The sequence below is a fragment of the Altererythrobacter sp. BO-6 genome, from assembly GCF_011047315.1.
GTDB lineage: Bacteria > Pseudomonadota > Alphaproteobacteria > Sphingomonadales > Sphingomonadaceae > Erythrobacter.
The window spans coordinates 1,214,358-1,235,176 of the sequence record NZ_CP049259.1; the positions used below are offsets into that span (position 1 = coordinate 1,214,358).

Annotated in this window: 23 protein-coding genes; 9 read left to right on the forward strand and 14 right to left on the reverse strand. The window is 54.2% G+C overall.

What is annotated here, in order from left to right; translation table 11 throughout:
• The first annotated feature begins 68 nt into the window (after window positions 1-68).
• A complete protein-coding gene (locus tag G6N82_RS05900) occupies window positions 69-311 on the forward strand; it encodes a hypothetical protein (RefSeq protein ID WP_165194682.1) in 243 nt (80 codons plus the stop codon).
• Window positions 312-444: 133 nt separating this feature from the next.
• Here the strand turns inward: G6N82_RS05900 and G6N82_RS05905 are convergent, their stop codons facing one another.
• From G6N82_RS05905 to G6N82_RS05915, 3 genes are all read right to left on the reverse strand, one after another.
• Window positions 445-699 carry a cold-shock protein gene (locus tag G6N82_RS05905; RefSeq protein ID WP_165194684.1) on the reverse strand — a complete coding sequence of 85 codons (255 nt, stop codon included), beginning with the start codon at window positions 697-699 and terminating at the stop codon, window positions 445-447.
• Window positions 700-953: 254 nt separating this feature from the next.
• Window positions 954-1,172, reverse strand: coding sequence for a hypothetical protein (locus tag G6N82_RS05910; RefSeq protein ID WP_165194686.1), 219 nt, complete (start codon window positions 1,170-1,172; stop codon window positions 954-956).
• A gap of 231 nt (window positions 1,173-1,403) precedes the next feature.
• Window positions 1,404-2,456, reverse strand: a complete 1,053-nt coding sequence (locus G6N82_RS05915; protein WP_165194688.1) for a transcriptional regulator — start codon at window positions 2,454-2,456, stop codon at window positions 1,404-1,406.
• Window positions 2,457-2,592: 136 nt separating this feature from the next.
• Here G6N82_RS05915 and G6N82_RS05920 point away from each other — a divergent pair, with 136 nt between their 5' ends.
• From G6N82_RS05920 to G6N82_RS05940, 5 genes are all read left to right on the forward strand, one after another.
• The gene (locus tag G6N82_RS05920) at window positions 2,593-3,141 is read left to right on the forward strand and encodes a hypothetical protein (protein ID WP_165194690.1); all 549 of its coding nucleotides are present in this window, start codon (window positions 2,593-2,595) and stop codon (window positions 3,139-3,141) included.
• Between the two features lie 309 nt (window positions 3,142-3,450).
• Window positions 3,451-3,927: a hypothetical protein gene (locus G6N82_RS05925; RefSeq protein ID WP_165194692.1), complete on the forward strand. Its 477-nt coding sequence runs from the start codon at window positions 3,451-3,453 to the stop codon at window positions 3,925-3,927.
• A gap of 209 nt (window positions 3,928-4,136) precedes the next feature.
• Window positions 4,137-4,439, forward strand: coding sequence for an antibiotic biosynthesis monooxygenase family protein (locus G6N82_RS05930; RefSeq protein WP_165194694.1), 303 nt, complete (start codon window positions 4,137-4,139; stop codon window positions 4,437-4,439).
• A 239-nt stretch (window positions 4,440-4,678) separates the two neighbouring features.
• Complete coding sequence (locus tag G6N82_RS05935) at window positions 4,679-6,397, forward strand: cation:proton antiporter (RefSeq protein ID WP_165194696.1); 1,719 nt, start codon at window positions 4,679-4,681, stop codon at window positions 6,395-6,397.
• Between the two features lie 108 nt (window positions 6,398-6,505).
• Window positions 6,506-7,348, forward strand: a complete 843-nt coding sequence (locus tag G6N82_RS05940) for a universal stress protein (RefSeq protein ID WP_206520307.1) — start codon at window positions 6,506-6,508, stop codon at window positions 7,346-7,348.
• A gap of 501 nt (window positions 7,349-7,849) precedes the next feature.
• On the opposite strand, the gene G6N82_RS05945 is transcribed toward G6N82_RS05940, so the two are convergent.
• The 4 genes from G6N82_RS05945 to G6N82_RS05960 all read right to left on the reverse strand — a co-directional run bounded on the left by G6N82_RS05945 (window position 7,850) and on the right by G6N82_RS05960 (window position 11,175).
• Window positions 7,850-8,122 carry a hypothetical protein gene (locus G6N82_RS05945; protein ID WP_165194700.1) on the reverse strand — a complete coding sequence of 91 codons (273 nt, stop codon included), beginning with the start codon at window positions 8,120-8,122 and terminating at the stop codon, window positions 7,850-7,852.
• Complete coding sequence (locus G6N82_RS05950) at window positions 8,119-9,279, reverse strand: site-specific integrase (protein ID WP_165194702.1); 1,161 nt, start codon at window positions 9,277-9,279, stop codon at window positions 8,119-8,121. Before G6N82_RS05950 ends, G6N82_RS05945 begins: the two co-directional genes overlap by 4 nt.
• 268 nt (window positions 9,280-9,547) lie before the next feature.
• Window positions 9,548-10,900, reverse strand: a complete 1,353-nt coding sequence (locus G6N82_RS05955) for a VapE domain-containing protein (RefSeq protein ID WP_165194704.1) — start codon at window positions 10,898-10,900, stop codon at window positions 9,548-9,550.
• Entirely contained in the window at window positions 10,897-11,175 is a 279-nt protein-coding gene (locus tag G6N82_RS05960; protein ID WP_165194707.1) for a hypothetical protein, read from the reverse strand. The genes G6N82_RS05955 and G6N82_RS05960 overlap by 4 nt, the downstream gene beginning before the upstream one ends.
• A 117-nt stretch (window positions 11,176-11,292) precedes the next feature.
• Here G6N82_RS05960 and G6N82_RS05965 point away from each other — a divergent pair, with 117 nt between their 5' ends.
• Complete coding sequence (locus G6N82_RS05965; protein WP_165194710.1) at window positions 11,293-11,535, forward strand: hypothetical protein; 243 nt, start codon at window positions 11,293-11,295, stop codon at window positions 11,533-11,535.
• A 141-nt stretch (window positions 11,536-11,676) separates the two neighbouring features.
• Here G6N82_RS05965 and G6N82_RS05970 read toward each other — a convergent pair whose 3' ends face one another.
• The 4 genes from G6N82_RS05970 to G6N82_RS05985 form a co-directional block, all read right to left on the reverse strand.
• Window positions 11,677-11,925, reverse strand: coding sequence for a hypothetical protein (locus G6N82_RS05970; protein ID WP_165194712.1), 249 nt, complete (start codon window positions 11,923-11,925; stop codon window positions 11,677-11,679).
• Window positions 11,922-12,248 carry a hypothetical protein gene (locus G6N82_RS05975; protein ID WP_165194715.1) on the reverse strand — a complete coding sequence of 109 codons (327 nt, stop codon included), beginning with the start codon at window positions 12,246-12,248 and terminating at the stop codon, window positions 11,922-11,924. The genes G6N82_RS05970 and G6N82_RS05975 overlap by 4 nt, the downstream gene beginning before the upstream one ends.
• 111 nt (window positions 12,249-12,359) lie before the next feature.
• Window positions 12,360-12,770 (reverse strand): hypothetical protein, encoded by a 411-nt coding sequence (locus tag G6N82_RS05980; RefSeq protein WP_165194718.1) that lies wholly within the window; start codon window positions 12,768-12,770, stop codon window positions 12,360-12,362.
• A 402-nt stretch (window positions 12,771-13,172) separates the two neighbouring features.
• Window positions 13,173-14,006, reverse strand: a complete 834-nt coding sequence (locus tag G6N82_RS05985) for a MarR family winged helix-turn-helix transcriptional regulator (protein WP_165194720.1) — start codon at window positions 14,004-14,006, stop codon at window positions 13,173-13,175.
• Between the two features lie 457 nt (window positions 14,007-14,463).
• On the opposite strand from G6N82_RS05985, the gene G6N82_RS05995 reads away from it, so the two are divergent.
• Both G6N82_RS05995 and G6N82_RS06000 read left to right on the forward strand, forming a co-directional pair.
• Window positions 14,464-15,006 (forward strand): heme NO-binding domain-containing protein, encoded by a 543-nt coding sequence (locus G6N82_RS05995; RefSeq protein WP_165194726.1) that lies wholly within the window; start codon window positions 14,464-14,466, stop codon window positions 15,004-15,006.
• 7 nt (window positions 15,007-15,013) lie between these two features.
• Entirely contained in the window at window positions 15,014-16,621 is a 1,608-nt protein-coding gene (locus tag G6N82_RS06000) for a hybrid sensor histidine kinase/response regulator (RefSeq protein ID WP_241255249.1), read from the forward strand.
• Here G6N82_RS06000 and G6N82_RS06005 read toward each other — a convergent pair.
• The 3 genes from G6N82_RS06005 to G6N82_RS06015 all read right to left on the reverse strand — a co-directional run bounded on the left by G6N82_RS06005 (window position 16,618) and on the right by G6N82_RS06015 (window position 20,729).
• Window positions 16,618-17,220 carry a LuxR C-terminal-related transcriptional regulator gene (locus G6N82_RS06005; protein WP_165194730.1) on the reverse strand — a complete coding sequence of 201 codons (603 nt, stop codon included), beginning with the start codon at window positions 17,218-17,220 and terminating at the stop codon, window positions 16,618-16,620. The genes G6N82_RS06000 and G6N82_RS06005 overlap by 4 nt on opposite strands.
• Window positions 17,221-17,767: 547 nt before the next feature.
• The gene (locus G6N82_RS06010) at window positions 17,768-19,321 is read right to left on the reverse strand and encodes an EAL domain-containing protein (RefSeq protein WP_206520308.1); all 1,554 of its coding nucleotides are present in this window, start codon (window positions 19,319-19,321) and stop codon (window positions 17,768-17,770) included.
• A gap of 193 nt (window positions 19,322-19,514) precedes the next feature.
• On the reverse strand, window positions 19,515-20,729 hold the full coding sequence (locus G6N82_RS06015; protein ID WP_165194736.1) for an EAL domain-containing protein: 1,215 nt from the start codon (window positions 20,727-20,729) through the stop codon (window positions 19,515-19,517).
• Window positions 20,730-20,819 lie beyond the last annotated feature (90 nt).

Sequence of the window (20,819 nt, forward strand, 5' to 3'; positions counted from 1 at the left end):
AATGTGCCAGTAAGCTCTTGCGCCTGAGAGACCTCGCGCTCCCGCTTACGAGACGAGGATACCCCCTGATGACACAAGACACATTCCTGCCCCGCTGCCACTCCCACATGCTCGGCGAAGGGGGCCGGGTCGATCTGGCGCAGTGCGAGGCGCTGGCTGCGGACATGGCGGACTTGCGGGAATTGGGCGTCATCCTGACGCTTGTGGCGAGCTATACCGTAGGTGCCTATCGCTACACCAACCTTGGCGATGCCTTGGCCCAAGCGCGCAACCAGCGGGCGGGCACCACCAAGAAAGCCCCCGCCAGCTAGTGGCGAGGGCTCTAGTTGGAGATGCAGGAGCAAGTGCTCCTAAATCTCTCGGGTCGCATGGGTGCAGATGCGACCTGCATTCGTTTGGAAAGGTTCGCGAACCGAGGGCAAAGGCCCCCGGCTCAGACCTGCATCAGCCGGCCTGATTGCGAGCCTGTTCCTTGACCGTATTGGCTGTTTCGGCCTGCAGATGGACATTGACCGCATAACGCTTGCCATTGTCAGCGTCCTTCACGTCATAGCCATAGCGCTGGTCCAGCTGCGGAGCGCTGTCCTCATCCTTGAGATCGGACTTGCGGAAGGCCAAAATATCGCCACCGTTTTCAGGGGTGATGCGGCCTTTGCCAATGCTGCTGTCGTAGTTTTTGATCTTGCCGTAATAGGTCATTGATCATTCCTTCAGGTAAGCGTGCAGCGCGCCAGAATTGACCCGGCTGCGACTAAGAGGCGGAACTGAAGGGGGCAGCTTCACAAGTAGGAAGCCGGTGACCGTCGATTGCGACTGGTAGCTGACCTTAAGATGGCGATGGCAAGGGTCGTTTACAACCCCTACAGCCGAATGGATTTGTCGAGCACGTCTCACAGGCTGTCAGTCGAAGGCAGAGTCGCCAAAGCCACTTGGCACATTTCAAGCGGCCAGTCCTATCCTGGCTGACGAATTGCCAGGTAGAAACCTTCGCGTTCAATCGAAGCAATAATCTCAGCTGGTTCAACACCAAATCTGCATCGCCCGCCGATAATTACTTCTGTAAGGCCATCGGCTTTCCAAGACGAATTTGGCTTCGGCAGTTTTGTGCCAGAAATACCATCAGTAATCGCTACCGCGGAGCCGTCTTCTTCATGGAATCGGTAGTATGTCAACGAATGACCTCACTCTCAGAATATAGATAGGGACTGTCAGCAGCGTTACAATGAGCAAGCTCTGCGTCCAATGTCCGCGATTGGGTCGTTAGCGGCTGATCCGCTTTCGGGTATCGCGCGGGATTAGCCGACAGTCTGCTCTTGGCGTGCCCTGGGCGGTCCAAATTAGTCTGCTCATGGGTGGAAAGCGGAACCTCGTATGCCTTCACACCTAGAGTGTTGCATCCAGGTTCAGCCTCTCTCGCTGAGCCTGTTCTTTTCCTGGGCTCCCGTCGGAGCGCGACAACGATGGCGCACGGCGAGAAGGGCTGACCCGATCGCCAGGACAAAAATCAGGCTTTCGATAACCAGCGTGAGCCCCAATGCCATCCTCGTCAGGCCCTGCTCGCCAAGCGCGTAGCCGACTGACACCATGTCTAGCCGGGTTCCGGGGACACCTTCCTCAAGCGCCAGCAAAGATCCGGCCAGCAACGTCCCTCCGGAGAAGAAGATGAGGGCAGATGCGGCAGCCCCTGCAAAAACGCCGGTCACGATGACCGTGCCATGCCGCCATCCCGCCAGCGCAGCCCAGGCGGCGAAACCTGTCGCGGTGCCGAGCACCAGGCCCTCGAAAGGCCCGGTCACGCTTGCGATGGACACCCCAGAAAGCAACCCTATGCCCTCACGGCCCAAGAGATTCCCCAAGGCTCCCACAAGAAGGCCACCCGTCGCTGCCCCGGCGATCAATGACGATCCGGCACGCCCGCGCCATGTCAGGGCAGCTGCCATTCCTCCACCGAGGCCCGCGCCGGCAAGCAGGCCCAATGCGCCGACCATCGCGGACAGGATCAGGATCTGCGCGCCACCTCCTGTCCCCGCGATGATACCGTAAATCAGGCCAGCGATCGCGCCTGCGGCGAGCCCCGCCGCCGCGCAGGCCCCGGCAACGGGCGAAACCCGCAGGCGTCCCACCGCATCAGGCAGCGAGGACAGGTCGGCAGCGAAGCGGTAGCCATGCTTCGGCACCGTGTGGATGAAGCGCGGGTTGCTCGCATCGTCCCCAAGCGCCCTGCGTACGGTCCGGATGCATTGGGTAAGCGCCTCGTCTGTCACGGGGATGCCGTGCCAGACCCCTTCCATGAACGCCTCCTTGGTGACGAGCTCTCCGCGCCGGGCAACTAGTAGCGCCAGCGCGTCGAAGTAACGGCTGCCGAGCTCGATCGGCTGCCCGTCCCGGCTCAGTTGCCGGTTGTCGCAATCGAGCTCGAACGCGTCGAAACGCAGGATGCCTGATCGGGTGTCCATCGGTTATCGGTCTGGTGCCATCGTGGCGCGCTGGCAAGTATCTAGCGCTTTTTCAGCCATTGCTCATGAATTCCTCATGCCTTTCACAAGTGTCTGAAGGAGGGACTGCGGCGTAAGAAAGATTGGAGACACCGATATGAACGACAAGTCCACGCCCTTCACCCGGCTACTCAATGGATGGCGGATAGCCGGCTGGGGCAGCTTGCTGGCCCTGCTCTTGATCCCGGCTCTTGGGATGCAACTGACAAGCGAGGTGAAATGGACTGCAAGCGACTTCGTATTCGCCGCGATCCTGCTCGGCTTCTTAGGAACCGTGGTCGAGCTGGCAGCACGATTCGCCCAGCCCGGAGCGGCGCGCATCGGTTACATTGTCGCCGGATTGACAGCCTTTCTGACCTTCTGGTCAAATGCCGCAGTCGGGATCATCGGCGATGAGGATTCCGTGAACGTCTTTTTCTTCCTTATGGTTGTCGCCGCGATGTTCGTTGGATCGGTCGCCCGCTTTCGGCCGGGGGCTGTCAGCTGGATCGCGGCATTGCTGGCGCTCGGTCAATATGCCGTCGGCATCGCGGCGCTCGGCATGATGCCGGGCCACGCGGTCGAATGGGGCGTTCTAACCTTCTTCGCGGTGCTGTGGCTAGCGGTCGCCTGGTGTTTCAACCGCGCCGCTAACATGGGGAAGTGATAGGCTGCCGGCGTAGCCCGAAAGAGCTCGCTCCAGTTTCTGGGACGGCTGCAATTGGGTCGTTACCAGCCGGTCCGCTTTTGACGGATCAAGTGGCAAAGCGGCCAGTCGGCTTTCAGGATGACGCGCTAGTTCCCGCAAGGGCTGCATTTGGGTGGAAAGCTGCCGCTAGCATATTCTCAACCCCAGCGACTGGAATCGAGTCCATGGCAGGCATATGCTATTGATTGTAGCGATTGACGCCCGAGCGGCAAAATTGGAGTCTTTCAATGGGTCGGTCTGAAGTGATTGCAAGGGTAGGAGGTGTCGATGAAAATCAGGGATTTCGCCATCGTTTCCGTGGCTGCAGCATGTTTGATCTCGTGTGGGAATGAAGTTGCCGAAGTAGCAACAGAAAAAGATGGCGCTGAAAATGAGGCTGCTACCGCAAACACGATCCAGACGACGGCCGCGATGGAAGCTGGAAGCGGCGTTTATGGGCTCGATTGCGAAGCTGAGACTGGCAGGTACGAAATCATCCTGAACAAAAGCGAAGATGGATTTGTTTCGGCGCAGGTGACCGACGATTCCGGTCGCTTCGAAGATCTACTGACCTCGTACTCCTATATGGGTGACGCCACGCCCGCTGATTTCCTCATCGCCATCATGTTCGATCCAACAAATGCACCTGTTCCCGATGCCGAGGATCCAAGGATCGAGATCTGGAAGGGCGAAAACGCCTACTATGGTCTCGTAAATGGGAATAGGGATGAGAGATTAGACTACTGCGCGGACGTTTCCGGCTAACGCGCCCATTCTCGATCACACGTCCGCAATTGGGTCGTTACGCGACCAACTGCTATCTGCTGACGGCGCAACAAAGCAGACTGTCGGCTTTCAGGAAGCCGCCTGGAGCTAATTGCCGGCAGCTAATGGGTGGCAAGCGGACTTACATAGACACGCAAGTGCTGGGTCGATAACCGTCCTTGGCAACGCGTGTGCAGGAGGGTCATGCTATGCCCATCATTAGGCTCTTCAGAGTTAGTATCCACACTGAGATGCGACGAGAGTTCGAAAAGAAGTTTGCTTCAATCTCGGTCGCTGCTGTGAACCAGGCATTGGGTTCCTTGGGCGTCGAAATCTACAAACCCAGCCAGTGGGCTCCTAATGAGTATCTGATGATTTCGCGCTGGCAGGACGAGGCTGCACTGAAATCCTTCGCAGGGGATAGCTGGAATAGTCCGTTCATTCCCCCTGGAATGGAAAAGTTCGTTTCTGATTGTCGGGTCGATCACTACACCTCTTGGGATGATCGCTGACACAGGTCCGCAATTGGGTCGTTAGCAGCCTGACCTCTACTGGCTGAAAGCTAAGCACAGCAGTCTGTCTGCTATCAGGACGCCTCTAAAAGCTGAGATGCGGCTGCTGTTGGGTGGAAAGCCGATAGTCTGGAATGCGACGTGGTTGTTCAAATGCGCCGTGTCGCCGCCGACCAAATTTTCCGAATTCGTTCTATTCTTGGTCTATTCATCGCGTGATATTTGACTAGGCTTAGCGCATGGAGAGCCAAGTCCACGTCCCCTACATCCGTGAAGTTCTAGTATTCCTTTTTGTCGCAGGCCTTATCGTTCCCCTGCTTCAGCGCAAAGTGAGCCCTATCATAGCCTACTTCATTGTGGGCAGCGTGATTGGCCCATATGGGCTTGGCTTGTTGCAGGCCACTTTTGAACCGGTCTCGTGGCTTGTCATTACCGATCTGGACGGGGTCGCGTTGCTGGCAGAACTGGGTGTAATCTTCTTACTTTTTGTCATCGGCTTGGAGCTCTCATTTCAGAGACTCTGGGGAATGCGCCGCCTGGTCTTTGGCCTCGGAAGTGCGCAGATCGCCGTAACAGGCGCTGCGATTGCAACCATCGCTTCTTTTTGGGGCAATCCTCTCTCTACCTCGGTCATTCTTGGCGCCTGCCTTGCATTGTCTTCTACGGCGATAGTCACACAACTGCTTATTGAAGGCGGGCGTCTCGGTTCACCAGCTGGCCGGACGACCTTCTCGATCCTGTTAATGCAAGACCTTGCAGTTGTCCCGATACTGTTCGCTGTGAGCGTCCTCGGCACAATGGCCGTCGGTAATGTGGCTGTCGGGTTTGGGCTGGCGCTTGCCGAAGCGATCATAACGATAGCTGTGATCTATGGTGTTGGACGTATCGCCATTCGTCCCGTTCTTCAAATTGTCGCAAGTACTAACAGCCGCGAAGCTTTTGTGGCGATCATTTTGCTGCTGGTCCTGGGTACTGCCGCGCTTACTGGCTTTGCTGGACTATCCATGGCTCTGGGCGCCTTTCTTGCCGGGTTGCTCGTTGCTGAGACTGAGTTCCGTCATCAGGTCAAAATCGATATTGAGCCATTCAAGGGGCTCATGATGGGGCTGTTCTTCCTGTCAGTCGGGATGGGGGTCGACTGGCGCATAGTACTGGATAATCCGTTCTGGATTGTCGCATCTGCCTTCGGGCTTGTAGGGCTGAAGATCGCCATCATTTTCGGCCTTTGCTTGCTTTGGAGCCTTCCGCGAGGCCGTGCCGCAGAGGTTGCCATTGTGCTCGGACAGGCCGGAGAGTTTGGTTTTCTGGTAGTCGGGCTGTCCGTGACAGTTGGGCTCCTCCCAGCTGAAATCGGCCAATTCATGTTGATCGTGGTTGGTCTGACAATGCTTGCTACGCCAGTCATGGACAAGATGGCGAGGCGCGCTGCTATTGCGTTGCAACATTCAGACGACAGTCGAGGAGGCTGGTATCATGTCGACGACGAGATCGAAGGGCACGTCATTATTGCGGGCTATGGAAGAGTCGGCGAAACCATTGCGGGTGTTCTCGACCGGGAAGACTTTCGCTACATCGCAATTGAGCGGGACCCTACTGTAGTTAAAGCGGCGCTGGCTGAAGGACGTCCTGTCAGACTGGGAGACGCCTCTCTTTTGCCCATATTGCGCGATTCGGGGCTGAATCGAGCGTCTGCGATAGTTGTGACAATTGCGGACGAGGAAGCGACCGAACATCTTACTGCTGAAGTGAAGCGGATTGCTCCGCGTGTGCCGATCTTTGCGCGAGCGCGGAACCAAAGTCACGCGAAGCGCCTTCTAGATCATGGCGCGACAAGGGCCGTACCTGAAACCACTGAAGGGAGTTTGCGCCTAGCCGAGCTTCTCTTGATCGAATCTGGCACAGATGAAGATACGGCAAGCCGTCGGATTGAGCTAGAACGGGCCCTCGGAGACGTTTGAACTCAAACTAAGGCACTCAAGACCACTGGAAACTTGAACACCACCCATTGATGACCAACCGCTATATGATATAGAATATCATATAGCGGTTGGAATAGGAGCATCAGTATGGTGAGTGCGCCAATTGTTGTGGCGACTGATTTCAGTGCGCGGGCTGATCGAGCCCTCGATCGGGCTCTGCTCCTTGGGAAAGAGCGACACTGCACGGTACGCGTCATTCATGCTCTGGATTTCATGGATGCGGACAATGCGGATTGGGCTAGTCTCGAAAACCGAATGGCGCAAACGATCGGTGAGGCGCCATGCCCTATTGAAACTGCTTTTCCGGAAGGTTCCCCTCCCCATGCGATAGCGACTGAAGCCCGGGCATCGGGTGTTGAGTTGCTCGTGCTTGGGCCAGCACGCTACAATTCCCTCGGAGACTACTTCCTTGGCACAGCTGTCGATTACGTGCTGCGGAACACAGATCGTCCGACATTGGTGGTGAAGAATAGAGCTCGGATGCCATATGGCCACATTGTGGCGGGCACTGATTTTTCACCTGCTTCAGCTCACGCAATAATCGAAGGCGCTCGGCTTTTTCCCGACGCCCAGTTGCACGTCGTCCATGCATGGCATGTCCCGTTCGAAGGACTTCAGCGCGACCAATATGTGGCTGAGGAGATCGAAGCGGATGAAAGCAAACGGCTCGCGAAGTTCATGGACGATCTTAAGTCACAAGCCCCAAACCTGAAGGATGCGACGTTTCGCTTAGTTCGCGGAGCAGTCCATCAAGCGCTTACGACTGAAATTCGTTCGCATGACTATGATCCAGCTGCAACATTGGTTGTCTTAGGAAGCCACGGCACCAGCGGTTTTCGCCAGGCAGCTTTAGGAAGCGTTACAAGTGACCTTCTGACAACCCTCGCCTCCGACATTTTGGTTATCAATACGAAAAACGTCGAGCCATAGCTGCAAAGAGCCTTAGTCCGCTTTTGGGTCGAATGCTGCCGCTAGTCAGTCTTGGGCGGCGTCCTGTTTTCAGGTGCGACAGCGCGCGAGATAAAGATGGTTGAAAGACCAGCAAGCATCGCTCCGATTCCAAGTGGAATCGCCGCATTTTCCATCTCGTTCACAAGCATGCAAAGGCCATAGCCAATATTGGCACACGAAACCGCAAGGAGTACCAGGCCGCCGGATAAGCTTGGACTAGAGGTAGTTTGCTTAGGCATCTGTTGTCCCCCAGAAGATCGAAAATTGTCCCCAAAACGTAGTCAGTTGTAAATTCCTACGGCTTTTTCGCGATAAAGTTCCACCGGTTTTCCATTCAAAAGAGTTACTTCGAACCATAAGTCTGAATGGAGGATTCCGAACGTCCGCAATTGGGTCGTTTGCCGACATTCGGCTTCTGGCAAAAAATGATAGAAAGATGCCCCCGCATAGCGCTGTGGCTACACGGGGGCATTGAAGGCATCAGGTTGGGTCAGGGACGTAGTAACGGCCATCGTCCCGGCGGCCCCAGTTTGGCCATACGGGGACCTGCTGAATGCCTTTGTTCAAGGTCAGGCCAACGTGCCTCCGGTCGAAGCCCAAGCGCGCCAGTACTTCAACAATGGACGGCCCCTGATCGACGCCTTCAGTGATGCAGGCACTGATGAGTGCAAGAACGCGGTCATTGGTGTTCACCTTGTTATCCTGAAGCGACAGATCGAGTGCGCCAAGGCGCGTGATGAGGGCCTCGTTCATTCTGCCACCTCCGATAGACCAAGGCTGCTGGCGCCTGCCTCAACAGCAGCAGCGAGGGTCTTGTCGGCAAGGTGAGCGTACCGGGCTGTGCTTTCCGGCCTTAGGTGCCCGGCGATCTTCCCGGCAACGAGAAGCGAAACGTTCTGCGAGACCAAGGCGCCGATTGCGGCATGCCGGAGTGAATGCGGGACTAGATTCGGAAGCCCGGCCTCCTTGCACGCAGTAGCCCAAGCCCTTTTGAAGTTGTCGAAGGGCTTAAGGGTTTTGGGGTTGGGCAACAGCCAAGGGCAACCATCATAACGAGGCAGTTCGTTGATAACCGCCATGGCTGCTTTGCTAAGGGGCACATAACGTGATCGGCCATTCTTGGTCATGGGAATTTGCCAAACAGAACGCTCGAAATCGATATGCTCGACCCGGGCATTCAGCAGTTCGCGCTTTCTTGCCGCTGTGGCCAGAAGCAACTGTACTATAGGCTTCAGCAGAGGGTTCGCTGATTTCGCACAGGCTTCGAGTAACCTCTCGACCTCGGCAGGCGATAGCAGACAGGTGCGTTTGTTATCGTACCGAGGCCGTGCAACGGCTGCGACCGGATTGCTTTCGGCGCCGGGCACCTTCCAGGACCGCCCCAGGGTATAAGCGCGGTTCATGACCAGCCGGGTTCGATCGACCGAGGCTGGAGCATGGGTCTTGCCCAGTTCGGCAAGAAAACGCTCGATCTCCTGCGGGGTGATCTGATCGAGAGGCAGCTTTCCAAAGCGCGGCTTCAAATAGAGCCGGTGAGTCATTTCCACACATGCATGAGAACGAAGCGTGTTTTGGGCATGCTCAACATGCATGTCGGACAGGTCGGCGAAGGTCAGCATGGCCTTGCGGCTAGCCTTATCGGCAGCAGGATTGCCGCCCAGCACCAGCCGCGAACGCAGTTCCTTCGACCGACGCCTCGCATCGTCGAAGGTGATATCACCGACACCACCGATTTTGAGTTGCGCAGCCTTGCCATTGGGCTTGGTGTAATAATGATAATAGGTTTTGCCGGATTGCCGAACCTCAATACCGAAGCCGGTGAACTCAGTGCAGCGATAGACGAATTTCCGTTTGTTCGGTGGGCAAGTGACGTCGCGACAGAACGCGGATGTAAGTTTAACTTTGGCCATGGGCCGTTCCTTTCGTGAGATTGTGTTGAGAGCCAGCCGCTCTGGCCGTCGCAGGGCGCGGCATGGGGGTAGCCATGGCGATGGGCGTTTTCGTGCCCAAACGGGCTGAGAGCGGGCTCCAGCGCACCGTTTGGGCTCAAGGTGAGACCCTGGCGGCTGGGACCACGCTGGTGCTTCAGGCTGGCTTTGTGAGAGTTTGCCGCCCCCCTCCCCCTCGCCAGCCTGGAGGTGCGAGACCGGTGGGGGGGTGGGGGCAGCAGGTTAGCGATCAATACAGATCGTCATCTTCGTCGTCGTCATCCTCGACGTCGACTTGCTGGTGCGCAGGGCGGTGCTGCTTGCGGTCCTTCCAAAGAACGAACCACCTGTTCTGGCCTCGCACCCGTTTGGGTTCGCCGAGCAAGGCACGAAGCGCCACGTTGGCTTCCTTGGACTGCGCATTGGTGGGTTTGTCGTAGCCGAGCTGCGCGAGCACCTCGTTGGCCGTGAGACGATCTCCTTCCCAGGAGGCCTCGCGGCTGGGATCGATCGCATCGATAATCAAGGTCTCGATCGTACCCTTCACCCGGTGGGTTTGGTTGACCTGCTCGAGTTGAGCGTCTTCCTCGCGGTTGAGCCACCACTCTTCGCCGTCCTCGAACAGCACCTTCGCCTCAGCGAAGAGCTGCTGCATGTCGATGCTGTGCTGGTAGTCGATCTGCTTCAGCGCAATTGTCCAGAACCGGCTGTTGCCCGTCGTGTCCTGGAGAAACTGCGCATCATTGACGGAAGCAGCGAAGATTGTCGTGCGCGGATATTCCGCTTCGACCCGGCCATAAGGGGGCCTGATCTTATCTTCGGTTTCGGTAATGAAGGCCTTCAAGGCGGGCATCTGCGATTTGAAGGAGCCTTCGAGCTCACCGAGTTCGACGATCCGGTGCCGGATGGCAGAAAGCTTCGCATCCTTCTGCCCCCGATCCCAGCTGTGCCCCAGCTTGACCACCTGCTCGCGTAGCTTGAGCGGGGTGACCAGCCGGGCGATCCAGGTGGTCTTACCCAGACCTTGTGCGCCCTGCAGGGTCAGAACACCGCGGCACCTGAACCCTCGCTTCTTGAAGGTCGCCGCCACGATGCTGAGCAGCCACTTGCGCATGAGCACGTCGCGCAGCTCAAGCGAGTAGTCCTCCACCGGCACCAGGGTTTCGTAGAACTCCGGCAAGCGGCTGGTGCCATCCCAGGGCTTGCTGTCGACCCACTCCGCAAACGGATCGTACGGATGTTGGTCAGCGAGCAGCAGCAGGTAACTGCGGATCGAGCCGGTCGACATCTCGTGCCGGTGCAAGAGACTTTCGAGGCTAGCCAGAACTACTTCGTCGCGGTTCTGACGCCCGGTCTTGAGCCCCGGTATCGTGACATCGACCCGCTTCTTCACCAGGTTGAAGCGAACCTTGATGCCGAAGCCGTCCAGCAGATGACGGAAGTTCTCATAGGTGGCTGGAAGAGCTTTGCCAGGAGACCGGGGTTGGTCCGGGAAGCTTGCTCTTTCCAGTTTGCCCTCTTGGGTCGTAGACTTACTCGTAGACAGGGGGTCATGGGCCGAGGGATCCTGCGATCCCCCGGCACCGTCAGCCCCCGCGCTCATGTAATAGTCACCAGCGCCAGCCGCCCGCAGCTGGTTTTGCGCCAATGAATGTTCTCGCCCTCCATAAGGATGGTGTCGAGTGTGGCGGCTAAGTGGCCGCCGGTGATTGCACGGGCTTCAGCGATGATCTCGTCGGGCTCATTGATACCCGACCAGATGCATGCCTTTGCGAAGCTGATCAGGCCAGCGGGGCCTGCCCGATCGAAGCGCAGTTTGAGTTCGGCTGCATCGCGCAGGATGTCGAAGCCATGGTCACTAGTTATTGTACGGGACATTGCTGTCCTCCTATTTTGGCCACAGCAAGGTGGCGATTGTGGGATTGGCGCTCAGCAGAGCTGAGCATGCTTATGGGTCCTCGCTTTGAGGTAGGCAGGGTCGTCCTTCCGTCCGGGATGGACGTTGCTTCTTTGGTATTCACAATTTCAAAGAGCCTGACACCTTCGCGTCAGCGACCTGTTCGTCTGGTCGATACGGCCGCTTCTCCTTTGATCCGCGGCATCGACGGAGATAGCGATCAGGCGCCTCGTGGCAAGGGCCTGATCTTCGCCAAACTGCTGTATTTACGCGTTTTTCCTGCTGAACGTGCGTTCGCTAGGCAGACTTTATTTTTACTGCTGAAAGCGCATAAAGCTTAGTACTGAGCGACTATCCTAAGTTGCGCTATGTTCAGCAGCATTGGGGGCGGCTGGTCACCTGGGCCGACCGTATACGCCGCAGCCCAGACTGGTCGTTTGCTGCCCCCACCCCCACCCTTTTTGGTCGAGCGATTCGCTGGATCATTTGTCCGATCGGGGCACCAAAGCACCTGCGAAGATGATCGCCGCACACAGCAGTAGGCCCGCAAGCGGGTAGGATGCGATGGCGCCGATCAGCACGAGGCCGGCGAAAATTTTCAAGGTTTCGACCGGATTGCGAATGAGGCATACAACGACCATCACGAGAATAAGAACAAGGCCAGCCTGTGCAGCGACCCTCAGGAGCGTGATCGCCAGAATGCCGGCCCCGAGCCAAGCAAGCGCTTTCATCGATCTGTACCTTCGCAGCTCTGCTGTCCAAAGGCGGGCTCTTCGGCAAAGACGATAAAGGCGAACTCATCGCTGGCGAGGTACATCAGCTCCCACCAGTGTCCGTGCTGTTCGCGCCAGTCCCAGTCGCGCGGCTCGCGGCCGAGGCATGCACGAAGCTCTGCTTCGGCGTCTCCCGGTTCCATCACCAGGACGTGCGTGAGGTCCTGCAGTTCGCAGGTTAGGATATCTGCCAGTCGATCGGTCAGGAGCCGTTTGAGGGTCGGGCAGGTTACGGTCTGAATGGCTGCGTCGATTGCAGCCGCGTTGGTCAGGTTCAACATAGGAACTTTCCTTTCGAGCATAAAAAATGGCGCCCTGTGGACGCCGTTTGGTTTGGTTGGGTTTTGGAATTCGAGTGACCGGCAAGAACCAGTCAGCTCGCTAGTTTGTGCTCACGTACCTGGGCGGCTGGGCACGATTTCCAGGTGCGGGGTCTGGTCTTGGCAGGCAGCGAGAATGGCGGGATCGATGTCCCCGGTAAGCGGCACGAACAGGACCACGCCGAAACCATCGTCGCTGATCACGAAGAGGAGCTCGAGCCAGTCGTCGTATCGATTTGCGGTCTCGACTTCGAACGCGAAGGTGCCGCCGTCCCGTACCAGCCGCACACTGCTAGTTGCATTGAGGTCTTCCAGGTGATCGCCCGGCTGGACAATTACGAACAGCGCTAGCTCCTCTAACGCGTAGTCGTGAAGGTAGTCGGCTAGATAGGCGCGCTGCGCCTCCAGGCGTTCGCGCAAGGTACATTCAAGCGGGGAAGCCAGCGTGCGCGCCAACTCCTCCGCGGTGCGGATAATGAGCATTGGGGTATCCTTTCAGGCAAAGAAAAAGCCCCCGGAAATCATCCGAGGGCCCGGTGGGGGGAGGGGGCGGCAGATTTGCCGTCTCCAGATAAGATACCCCGTTTTGCGCGGTTGGACTTGCCTGATGCGGTCGGAAAGCGGCTGGTCAGCTTACGACCCAACAACGGCGATATCGTGAATCGCTTGTTCGGCTTGAACTACGCAATAATGTCGGCGGGCCAGGAGACCTCCAACCCGCCGACAACGATTTGCAACCCGAACGAGAGTTCCTCGCTTTCGGTATGGCCCGAGTAAGGTGCGGCTCATAGCATTGCTAGAAAAATAGATTCCGATATGGGAGGTTTGTGTTGATGCGAAGAGGGCGCCACTGCCGAACGTGGTCATCACTAGTCCGACTTGATATCAGCCTTTAATCGACGTGAGATATTGCAGCATTGCCGCATGGGTATCATCTTCCAGCTCAACCATGACGCGGCGATTGTCGCTTGCATCTTTCCACCGCCTGACGAGGCCTGATGCAACTAAATTGCCGACATGGCGGAAAGCCGTCGAGAAAGGCACCTGCGTGGCAGCGCAAGCACTTGACATCGGAATCGGAGTATTCTCCAGCTTTGCCAAGGTAAGTTCCAGCAAGATGTCCCATGCCGGATCTGAAAAAAGCTCGGGGTCCAGGAAGTCCATCCTTTTTCGCCGCAATAAGATGATGTTGCGCACGAAATCCTTAAGGCCACCCCCGCTTATTTCGCGAATGAGGTCGCTAGGTTGAGCGCCTTTTGCTGCTGCGGTTTGAAGTGCGGAGAGCTTCCAGAGGCCCAGCAATTGCGCACGGCGGGCTGATGCACGGCGAAGGGCTGACACCATTTCATCACGCTCAATCGGTTTTGCCAGAAAATCGACCGCGTTCTGGCGCATTGCGTCAACGGCTGTTTGCAAGGAGCCGAACCCGGTGACCATCAATGTTACAATTGGGCGAGCTGTCGTGTAACGCGCGTCTATCTCAGCCAGAAGGGCCATGCCGTCCATGCCCGGCATTTGCAAATCCGTCACAACGATCCCAATTGTCTTGTCCTCGGTCAAGGCCCTTAAGGCCTCCGCGGCGCCCGAAGCCGATCGATGAGCATAGCCCAAGGAGTCGATTATCTCACAATACTCGCGCAGGCACGCCTCATCATCATCGATGACAAGCACGGTGCATGAGGTGATCATGCCATCTTCCGCGTCAATTAAATTGCTCATCTTAATCCGCCGTCGCGCTCGCCATGTTACGTTCTTGGACCCTCGCGCGCCATATCAATGCGCAACCTACTAGATAGGTGAAATGCTCTCACTTTGAGAACATTCGTACTTTTTGTTGGCAAACACATCATCAAGCAATCAAAGGCATAGGAAAGGGCGAGATGCGGCAGGCCTGACCTCGGAACACCCTGTGCATAGGAAGCTAAGGATTGAAGTAAATGAAACTCAATCGAGACGACTTACATTTATTAAGGCAACCACTCAATGTTATTCGCTTAGCAAAAGGTAATATGCTCAGGAAAATTGAGAATGATAAAAACATAGATAACAAGGCGTACTATATTTCTAAATTAGAAATAATAGAAGATCAGATAGATAGATTATATAGTTTGATGATAAAAATTTAGCTTTATTTTATTATGTTATCTAATTCTAAATAAATTCCGGATTCTATAATATGTATGGAATGATCCACTGTGCTGTTCGCGAAATGGTAATCAATCAACTAGGGGTTGACGAATGGGCATCGCTTGAGCGTGAAGCAAGAATTACAGCAGCAGATCAGATCAGTTTAAAGGTCTACGATGACGCGTTGACCATGCAAATAATCAAGGCGGCTTCCGAGCGCCTTGGCCTGACGATGCCGGATTGTTTAATGGCATTCGGCAGATACTGGATTGGTTTCGCCGCCAATGGCTCGTTTAAGTCAATCATGGAATTCACTGGCGATGACATCGTCACCTTCGTAGGCAATTTGGACCAGATGCACCGAGCAGTGGTGAGAACGCTACCGAGCGCACGGATGCCATCTTTTATGGTCATTGAAAGTGGGCTTGAGAGCTTCAGAGTCCAATACCGATCGGAACGCGATGGCCTCGAACGGTTCGTTGCCGGTCTCTTTGAAGGTCTCTTGGAGCACTTCGGGCTAGTGGGTGATGTCACGCTTACGAAGCAAGACAGAGAAGGGCTGGAGTTTGTCGTTAATTTTCGTGAGCGGTAATTGAGTGATGTCAGTTACCTTCAGCCAGAACGATATCGCCTTTCTGTATCCAGCCTATCTCTTGATCGATCGGCATTGGATCATCCGGTCATTCGGGCCAACCATCTCTCGCCAAGTTCCAGATGTGAGATCCGGTGATCCATTTGATGCTCATTTTAGAGTTTCTAACTCAACACAATATCATGCGGCGCGACCTGACCTTCCTCGAAGATCAACTATCGAGTTGCGATCGCTCGTGAGCCGTTTGAAACTGACCGGCAGCATCATTGATATAGATGACGCCTACCTCCTAGCCTTAAATATCTCATCACTGCCCGAATCTGGGGACCTAACAGGCCTCAGTATATCTGACTTCGCACCAAACGATCCGTTTATTGATACCGTGCTGCTTCTCAGCATGCAGAATGCCATGCTTAAAGAAGCCAAAGAATTGTCCGCGAACCTGGCTCTTGAACGCCAGAAAAGTGATGCCCTATCAGCCCAGATAAGCAGAGTAGCAAGTTGCCTGGCGCACGATTTAAACAATTATCTTTCTGTCATAAAATTGAATTGTAATTTACTAAAAATTCATAAATATGATAATTTTCAGATCGATAGCATCATAAATATAATAGAGGAAACTTCCGAAAAGAGCTCCGGAATGGCACTTTCTCTTTTATCTCTGTCTTCATCAGCAAGTGCGCGTGCGAATATATTCTCAATTGATGATTTTTTATATGATTCATTACCATATTTTGAGGCCATTTCAGGAGGATGCGCAAGCATCAAGCTGAAACTTCAAGCCCCCGGAGTGCTGATAAACGCAGATCTTAGCGGATTTATGAACTGCCTGACAAATCTAGTTCTCAACGCACGTGACGCGATTGTCGAAGCAGGGGATGTGACAATCTCGACCCAAACAGAACCCGTTGACCGGTCTCATAAGGAGCACTTCACCCAGCCATCGCATTTGCTTCTAACAATCTCAGATTCTGGTGCGGGTATGAACGAAGACGTCCTATCGAAGGCCTTCGACCCATATTTTTCGACGAAGGAAAAGGGCACAGGGATCGGCTTGACTTCCGTACAAGGATTCTTGGAGGCTCACGGTGGAACCATTGAGTTGCAGTCGTCCCCCGGCCTAGGGACTCAGGCGATTTTGCGCTTTCCAATTGCCAAAGAGGAAGGGGCGGCAAGCATCGATGAAATAAATCGACGATCGACGCCCCCAGGGCCAGCTGCAGAACGGCCCCGCATTATTGTTGTTGATGATGAACGGTATGCAATGGAGGCCTTGTCGGAACTTCTCGAGACTGAAGGTTTTTACGTGCTCGGAGCAACTAATCCCAATGAAGCATTGGCTTTGATTGGGCGCCACCTTTCAGAGGGAAGGCCTTTTGATATTCTGTTGACCGACATAGTCATGCCCCAAGGCAATGGGATTGCTCTAGGGCGGGCAGCACAAGAAGCATGTCGCGGTTTGAAAGTTATTTTGATGAGCGGGCTATGCAATGAGCCGATGTCCCTTGGAAATAACTTTCCGTTGCTTGCCAAGCCCTTAAAGATTGAGGAAATTCTGGCGACCATCCGACGTCTTTTAGGCGCCGACTTCAACGCTAACGAAGGACCTAATTAGAGGGCTATCCCTGCAGAGACTGCTATCTTCACGGCTTCCGGTGAATTGGCCGCGCCCAACTTCGCGATCATCTTTGCGCGATGTATCTCAACAGTTCGTGGACTTATCTTATATTTCGCGGCAATTGCGCGATTGGACATCCCTAGGGATACGCATTTCAAAACCTGCCGCTCCCTGGCAGTTAGTCCTCGCAAAAGGTTTTTGGCGTGAGACAAATTCCTTCTGTGTTGGCTCGTATCGGTGAGCGAGTCTCTAAGCCTAGTCAACCGTTCTGGCACTACCACCTCCTCCGACGGTAGGCTAAAGTAGTCCATGGCTCCATTGCGTACGGCCTTCACAACCTGCTGAGTATCAAGATCTCGCGTAAAGCATGCGAAAGGCCAGTGCTCCTCCATGCCCTCCAAACGTTCGGCAAGATCCATAACCACATTTTTGATGTCATGAACCAAAGTGAGGCGCGGCGACAAACGATGGATAAATAAATCATTTAAGGATTCGAATGGCTCAACATGGAAACCATTGTCAAACAACAAATCGTACATTGACTTGCGACTGGAAAAATCTGAGTCGATCAAAAATATGGCAGGTTTAAATTTCATAAGGCCTTGATAACCGATTGAGAGGTTCAGCTGAAAGTTGAATCGTTCTCAAAATGGAATCTACCGTATTGGCTCATAAGCTGCCGATTTTTGGTCCTTTTATCATTTGGATACTGACCGCTTATTGGTAAGTGAGCGGCAATCAGCTCGCCCGCCTCTTCAATGCATTCAATTCGAAAATGATTTGGGGTGGTAGGGTCCTAATGCCCTCGTATCGATACTGGCGTGGGGAGGTCAGTATGAGATTCTTTTTCGCGACGAGGAGGGTTCGGCCTCTGCTGAGTATGCCTTAATCTTAGGGCTGATGGGGAGCGCGTTGGTAATCGCTACCCTCAAACTGGGTAGCACTGTCAGCCATCAGATGACCAACGCAGCTCATGAAATCCTCTCTCATAACGCCACATCAGCGGCGCCCAGCGGCGAGGCTGAGCCTAGAGGCAAAAGCAAGGCTAAAGGCAAGGGAAAGGGTCAGTTCAAATGACCGGTTCTCAGATGAGTTTATGCAGTCCAGACAAGTGGCGCCCCAGACATTCTGACGCGCGATAATTTAGGATCGTTCGTTTGCACGTCTAATTTGCTCGTTAGCAATAGACATTTTGGTGCGAGTGCCATTCAAGAGCCCTGACCCGGTTGCCTTTAGGGCCAAGGATCCAAAATCGCGAAGAAACATAACTGCATTATCCGGTCTCCCATAGAGGGAACCTTGCAAATAGTCGCACCCTGCCTGAAGCGCCATAACTTCATCCTCAAGGCTGTTCACTCCTTTACAGGTCACTTCCATACCGAGCGTTTTCGCCAATTTCACGCTAGCTTGCAGTAAAGCAATGCTGCTCGTTTGACCCGAGGCAGTGAGGAAGCTTTGGTCGAACTTGACCGCAGTGACGCCGAAAGATTTTAGTTCCTTGAGAGATGACGAGCCTACTCCAAAATTATCGACGGCGATTGTAAAGCCAACATCTGCCAATCCGCGCAAGACTGGGCCGCATTTTGGACCATGAGCGGTCCACTCTGCTTCGTCTATTTCGAGTTGAAAATTAGATGTATCCTGTCGACTGCTTATGACCAACTGCTTCAAAGCTTCTGCAAAGCGCGTGTCCAAGACCTGCATGGCTTCTATATTTATGCATATCGACAGCCCAGGTCTCGCCTGAAGTAAACTGAACGACCTTGAAATTGCAAAAAAACTCAAGTTATCAATTTGCTGGGTGAGTCTCCCAATATGATTGGTTTCGTATGGTGAAATGAAACCAAAATGTTGATCGCGCCAGCAAACGAAAACTTCCAATGCCTCGATCTCTCCATCTCTTGAGATGATCGGCTGGTACTTGAGTGTAATTGCCTTCTCATTTTCGAAGGCCTCCGGAAGCCGCTTGCAAAGTTCCGCAGTTCGGACAAGTTCGTCACGCATCGTCAGATCAAAAGCTTCCACGATTGATCGCGATTTCTTGGCCTTGTACATCGCAAGGTCCGCTCGACGCATCAGGTCTGAGCTTGTCAATCCCACTTCGACTTCGGCCAAGCCGATACTGCAACCTATTGCGACGTAAGTTCCAACTAGATCGTAGGAGCGTGCAACATTCTGATAAAGCCGACGACAGATGTCCTCGGCATCAGACTTGGTTAGATTACGAAATACGACTGCGAATTCATCTCCGCCTAATCTGAAGGCCTCGTTTGCAGGCACAATCTCGAGTAGCCGTTTGGCCACGTGCATAAGAAGCTCGTCGCCTTTCTCGTGGCCGAGCGAGTCGTTGACGTTCTTGAAGTTGTTAAGGTCGATTAATCCGAGCCAGCCCGATCCAGCCAAAGTTTGGCTCTGAAGTACCAGTTGGTTGAGCTCTTCGTTGAGGGCTTTTCGATTCTGGAGGCCAGTTAGTGCGTCAGTACGAGCCTCTACTGACGCATGCCGTTCTCTCGCCTTCAGCTCAGAGTAGGTATGGCTCAGAACGAAGACTGTGGCAGAACTTGAGCAGGCTACCATCAGGAAGAAGTTGCCAAGAGAAGTGTAGCCATTTGTCTGAAGCCCGGCTGTCAAAATTACAGTCGCCACACTTGTGATCGCCACCATGGCAACGCCAGCTGCGACCAGAATTGACGTCAACGATTTGTCCGAAGCTACCATGAGCCGGGGATAGCGTTGTTCGATTAAGTTGTGCGGGAATGACGCCTAGGCAGTTATGCCTATCCTACTCACGAAAATTCTTAAGAACTCCGGCGAGTTTTTTGATGCTCGAGACACGAGGGAGCTGGCGATTACCTTCAGAACCTAGGGAGATTTTGGCGCTCTCGTTTCTTCACAGGCCTCTCTTTTGGAGTGACAACGCCTGCTCTTTACTTGCGGGTCTTGCAAAATGGTATCCTTGACCAAATTCGACTCCAAGGCGCTGGAGTTCTTCGGCCTCCTGGTAATTTTCGATGCCTTCGGCAATGAGCAACGTACCCGATGCCTTCGCGAAAGTGACAATTGCTTTTACAAGCGCGGCGCGAGACGGTCGCCGATCGATATTCCTCACAAAGGTCATGTCCAATTTCATGATGTCTGGTCCAACATCGAGAATATGACGCAGGCTCGAATAACCTGCGCCCACATCGTCTACTGCCAGCCGCCAATTACCCTTAAGCTTGCGTAGGTTCTCGTTCAGCGCTCCGTAATCTTTGACAGCATCGTGCTCGGAGAGTTCGATCACTAGTTTGTCCAGTTCAGCCCCAGACAGCTCTTCGGTGAGTTTGCCTGAAAGCGCCGTGCTGGCGTTGACATTTATGCTGAGGTAAATACCTTCATCAAGCCGAGGCAAGATAGCAACGGCGCGGTTGATCAGCGCAAGATCTAGATCAATCGCAAGCCCAGCTTCGAAAGCTTCTTCAAACCATCTGGTTGGCGAAACGTCATCTGCGTCAGGGAAACGGGCCAGGGCCTCAAAACCCCACAAGCTGCGATCTGCCAGACTGACGATAGGCTGATAGACAACCTCGAAGTCACCGCGTTCGATAGTTCGGCTGATGCGAGCTCGCGCCTGCATGTCACTCGCCTGGCGCTCAAGATGCTGCTCCATGAGCTCTGCGACCAACTTGGCAGCGATCTGCACTAGATTGAGGTTCCGTTCATTAAGATCGAAAGCCGGTTCGTGCGAGAAACAGCAGATCGATCCAAAAGTCGTACCGTTACTAAAGACAAGCGGGACACCTAGATGCCCACCGACAGGCAAGCTTCGTGTTGCTGAAAGATCACAGACAATCGGAGTAGATGCCGCATCTTTGATGATTTCCGGCAAAGTCCCTTGGGCGATATAGTGACAATAGCTCTCATCTAAAGGATCTGACGAACCGACAGTCACTCCGGACATATCATCGTCGGCGCTTACAAAAAGGAACTCTCTCGCATCATTCGTGAACCGCGACACAAAAGCAACATCCATTGCTAAATATTTTCGGATTCCATCTAGAATGGATTGAATCGTAGACTCTATGCTTTGGCCATTAGATTCTGATTTTTTCGACAAGTTAATCATACTTCGAAGACTTTGATAATTAATATATTAGATATGAATAGATATTTTCACAATACGGAAAAATACATATATGAATATGCCTAAATCTTT

What these genes read in the sequence shown, in the direction of transcription:
- G6N82_RS05900 (WP_165194682.1), top strand. Translation starts at nt 69, where the DNA reads ATGACACAAGACACATTCCTGCCCCGCTGCCACTCCCACATGCTCGGC.
- G6N82_RS05905 (WP_165194684.1), bottom strand. Translation starts at nt 699, where the DNA reads ATGACCTATTACGGCAAGATCAAAAACTACGACAGCAGCATTGGCAAA.
- G6N82_RS05915 (WP_165194688.1), bottom strand. Translation starts at nt 2,456, where the DNA reads ATGGACACCCGATCAGGCATCCTGCGTTTCGACGCGTTCGAGCTCGAT.
- G6N82_RS05920 (WP_165194690.1), top strand. Translation starts at nt 2,593, where the DNA reads ATGAACGACAAGTCCACGCCCTTCACCCGGCTACTCAATGGATGGCGG.
- G6N82_RS05925 (WP_165194692.1), top strand. Translation starts at nt 3,451, where the DNA reads ATGAAAATCAGGGATTTCGCCATCGTTTCCGTGGCTGCAGCATGTTTG.
- G6N82_RS05930 (WP_165194694.1), top strand. Translation starts at nt 4,137, where the DNA reads ATGCCCATCATTAGGCTCTTCAGAGTTAGTATCCACACTGAGATGCGA.
- G6N82_RS05935 (WP_165194696.1), top strand. Translation starts at nt 4,679, where the DNA reads ATGGAGAGCCAAGTCCACGTCCCCTACATCCGTGAAGTTCTAGTATTC.
- G6N82_RS05940 (WP_206520307.1), top strand. Translation starts at nt 6,506, where the DNA reads ATGGTGAGTGCGCCAATTGTTGTGGCGACTGATTTCAGTGCGCGGGCT.
- G6N82_RS05945 (WP_165194700.1), bottom strand. Translation starts at nt 8,122, where the DNA reads ATGAACGAGGCCCTCATCACGCGCCTTGGCGCACTCGATCTGTCGCTT.
- G6N82_RS05950 (WP_165194702.1), bottom strand. Translation starts at nt 9,279, where the DNA reads ATGGCCAAAGTTAAACTTACATCCGCGTTCTGTCGCGACGTCACTTGC.
- G6N82_RS05955 (WP_165194704.1), bottom strand. Translation starts at nt 10,900, where the DNA reads ATGAGCGCGGGGGCTGACGGTGCCGGGGGATCGCAGGATCCCTCGGCC.
- G6N82_RS05960 (WP_165194707.1), bottom strand. Translation starts at nt 11,175, where the DNA reads ATGTCCCGTACAATAACTAGTGACCATGGCTTCGACATCCTGCGCGAT.
- G6N82_RS05965 (WP_165194710.1), top strand. Translation starts at nt 11,293, where the DNA reads ATGGACGTTGCTTCTTTGGTATTCACAATTTCAAAGAGCCTGACACCT.
- G6N82_RS05970 (WP_165194712.1), bottom strand. Translation starts at nt 11,925, where the DNA reads ATGAAAGCGCTTGCTTGGCTCGGGGCCGGCATTCTGGCGATCACGCTC.
- G6N82_RS05975 (WP_165194715.1), bottom strand. Translation starts at nt 12,248, where the DNA reads ATGTTGAACCTGACCAACGCGGCTGCAATCGACGCAGCCATTCAGACC.
- G6N82_RS05980 (WP_165194718.1), bottom strand. Translation starts at nt 12,770, where the DNA reads ATGCTCATTATCCGCACCGCGGAGGAGTTGGCGCGCACGCTGGCTTCC.
- G6N82_RS05985 (WP_165194720.1), bottom strand. Translation starts at nt 14,006, where the DNA reads ATGAGCAATTTAATTGACGCGGAAGATGGCATGATCACCTCATGCACC.
- G6N82_RS05995 (WP_165194726.1), top strand. Translation starts at nt 14,464, where the DNA reads ATGTATGGAATGATCCACTGTGCTGTTCGCGAAATGGTAATCAATCAA.
- G6N82_RS06000 (WP_241255249.1), top strand. Translation starts at nt 15,014, where the DNA reads ATGTCAGTTACCTTCAGCCAGAACGATATCGCCTTTCTGTATCCAGCC.
- G6N82_RS06005 (WP_165194730.1), bottom strand. Translation starts at nt 17,220, where the DNA reads ATGAAATTTAAACCTGCCATATTTTTGATCGACTCAGATTTTTCCAGT.
- G6N82_RS06015 (WP_165194736.1), bottom strand. Translation starts at nt 20,729, where the DNA reads ATGATTAACTTGTCGAAAAAATCAGAATCTAATGGCCAAAGCATAGAG.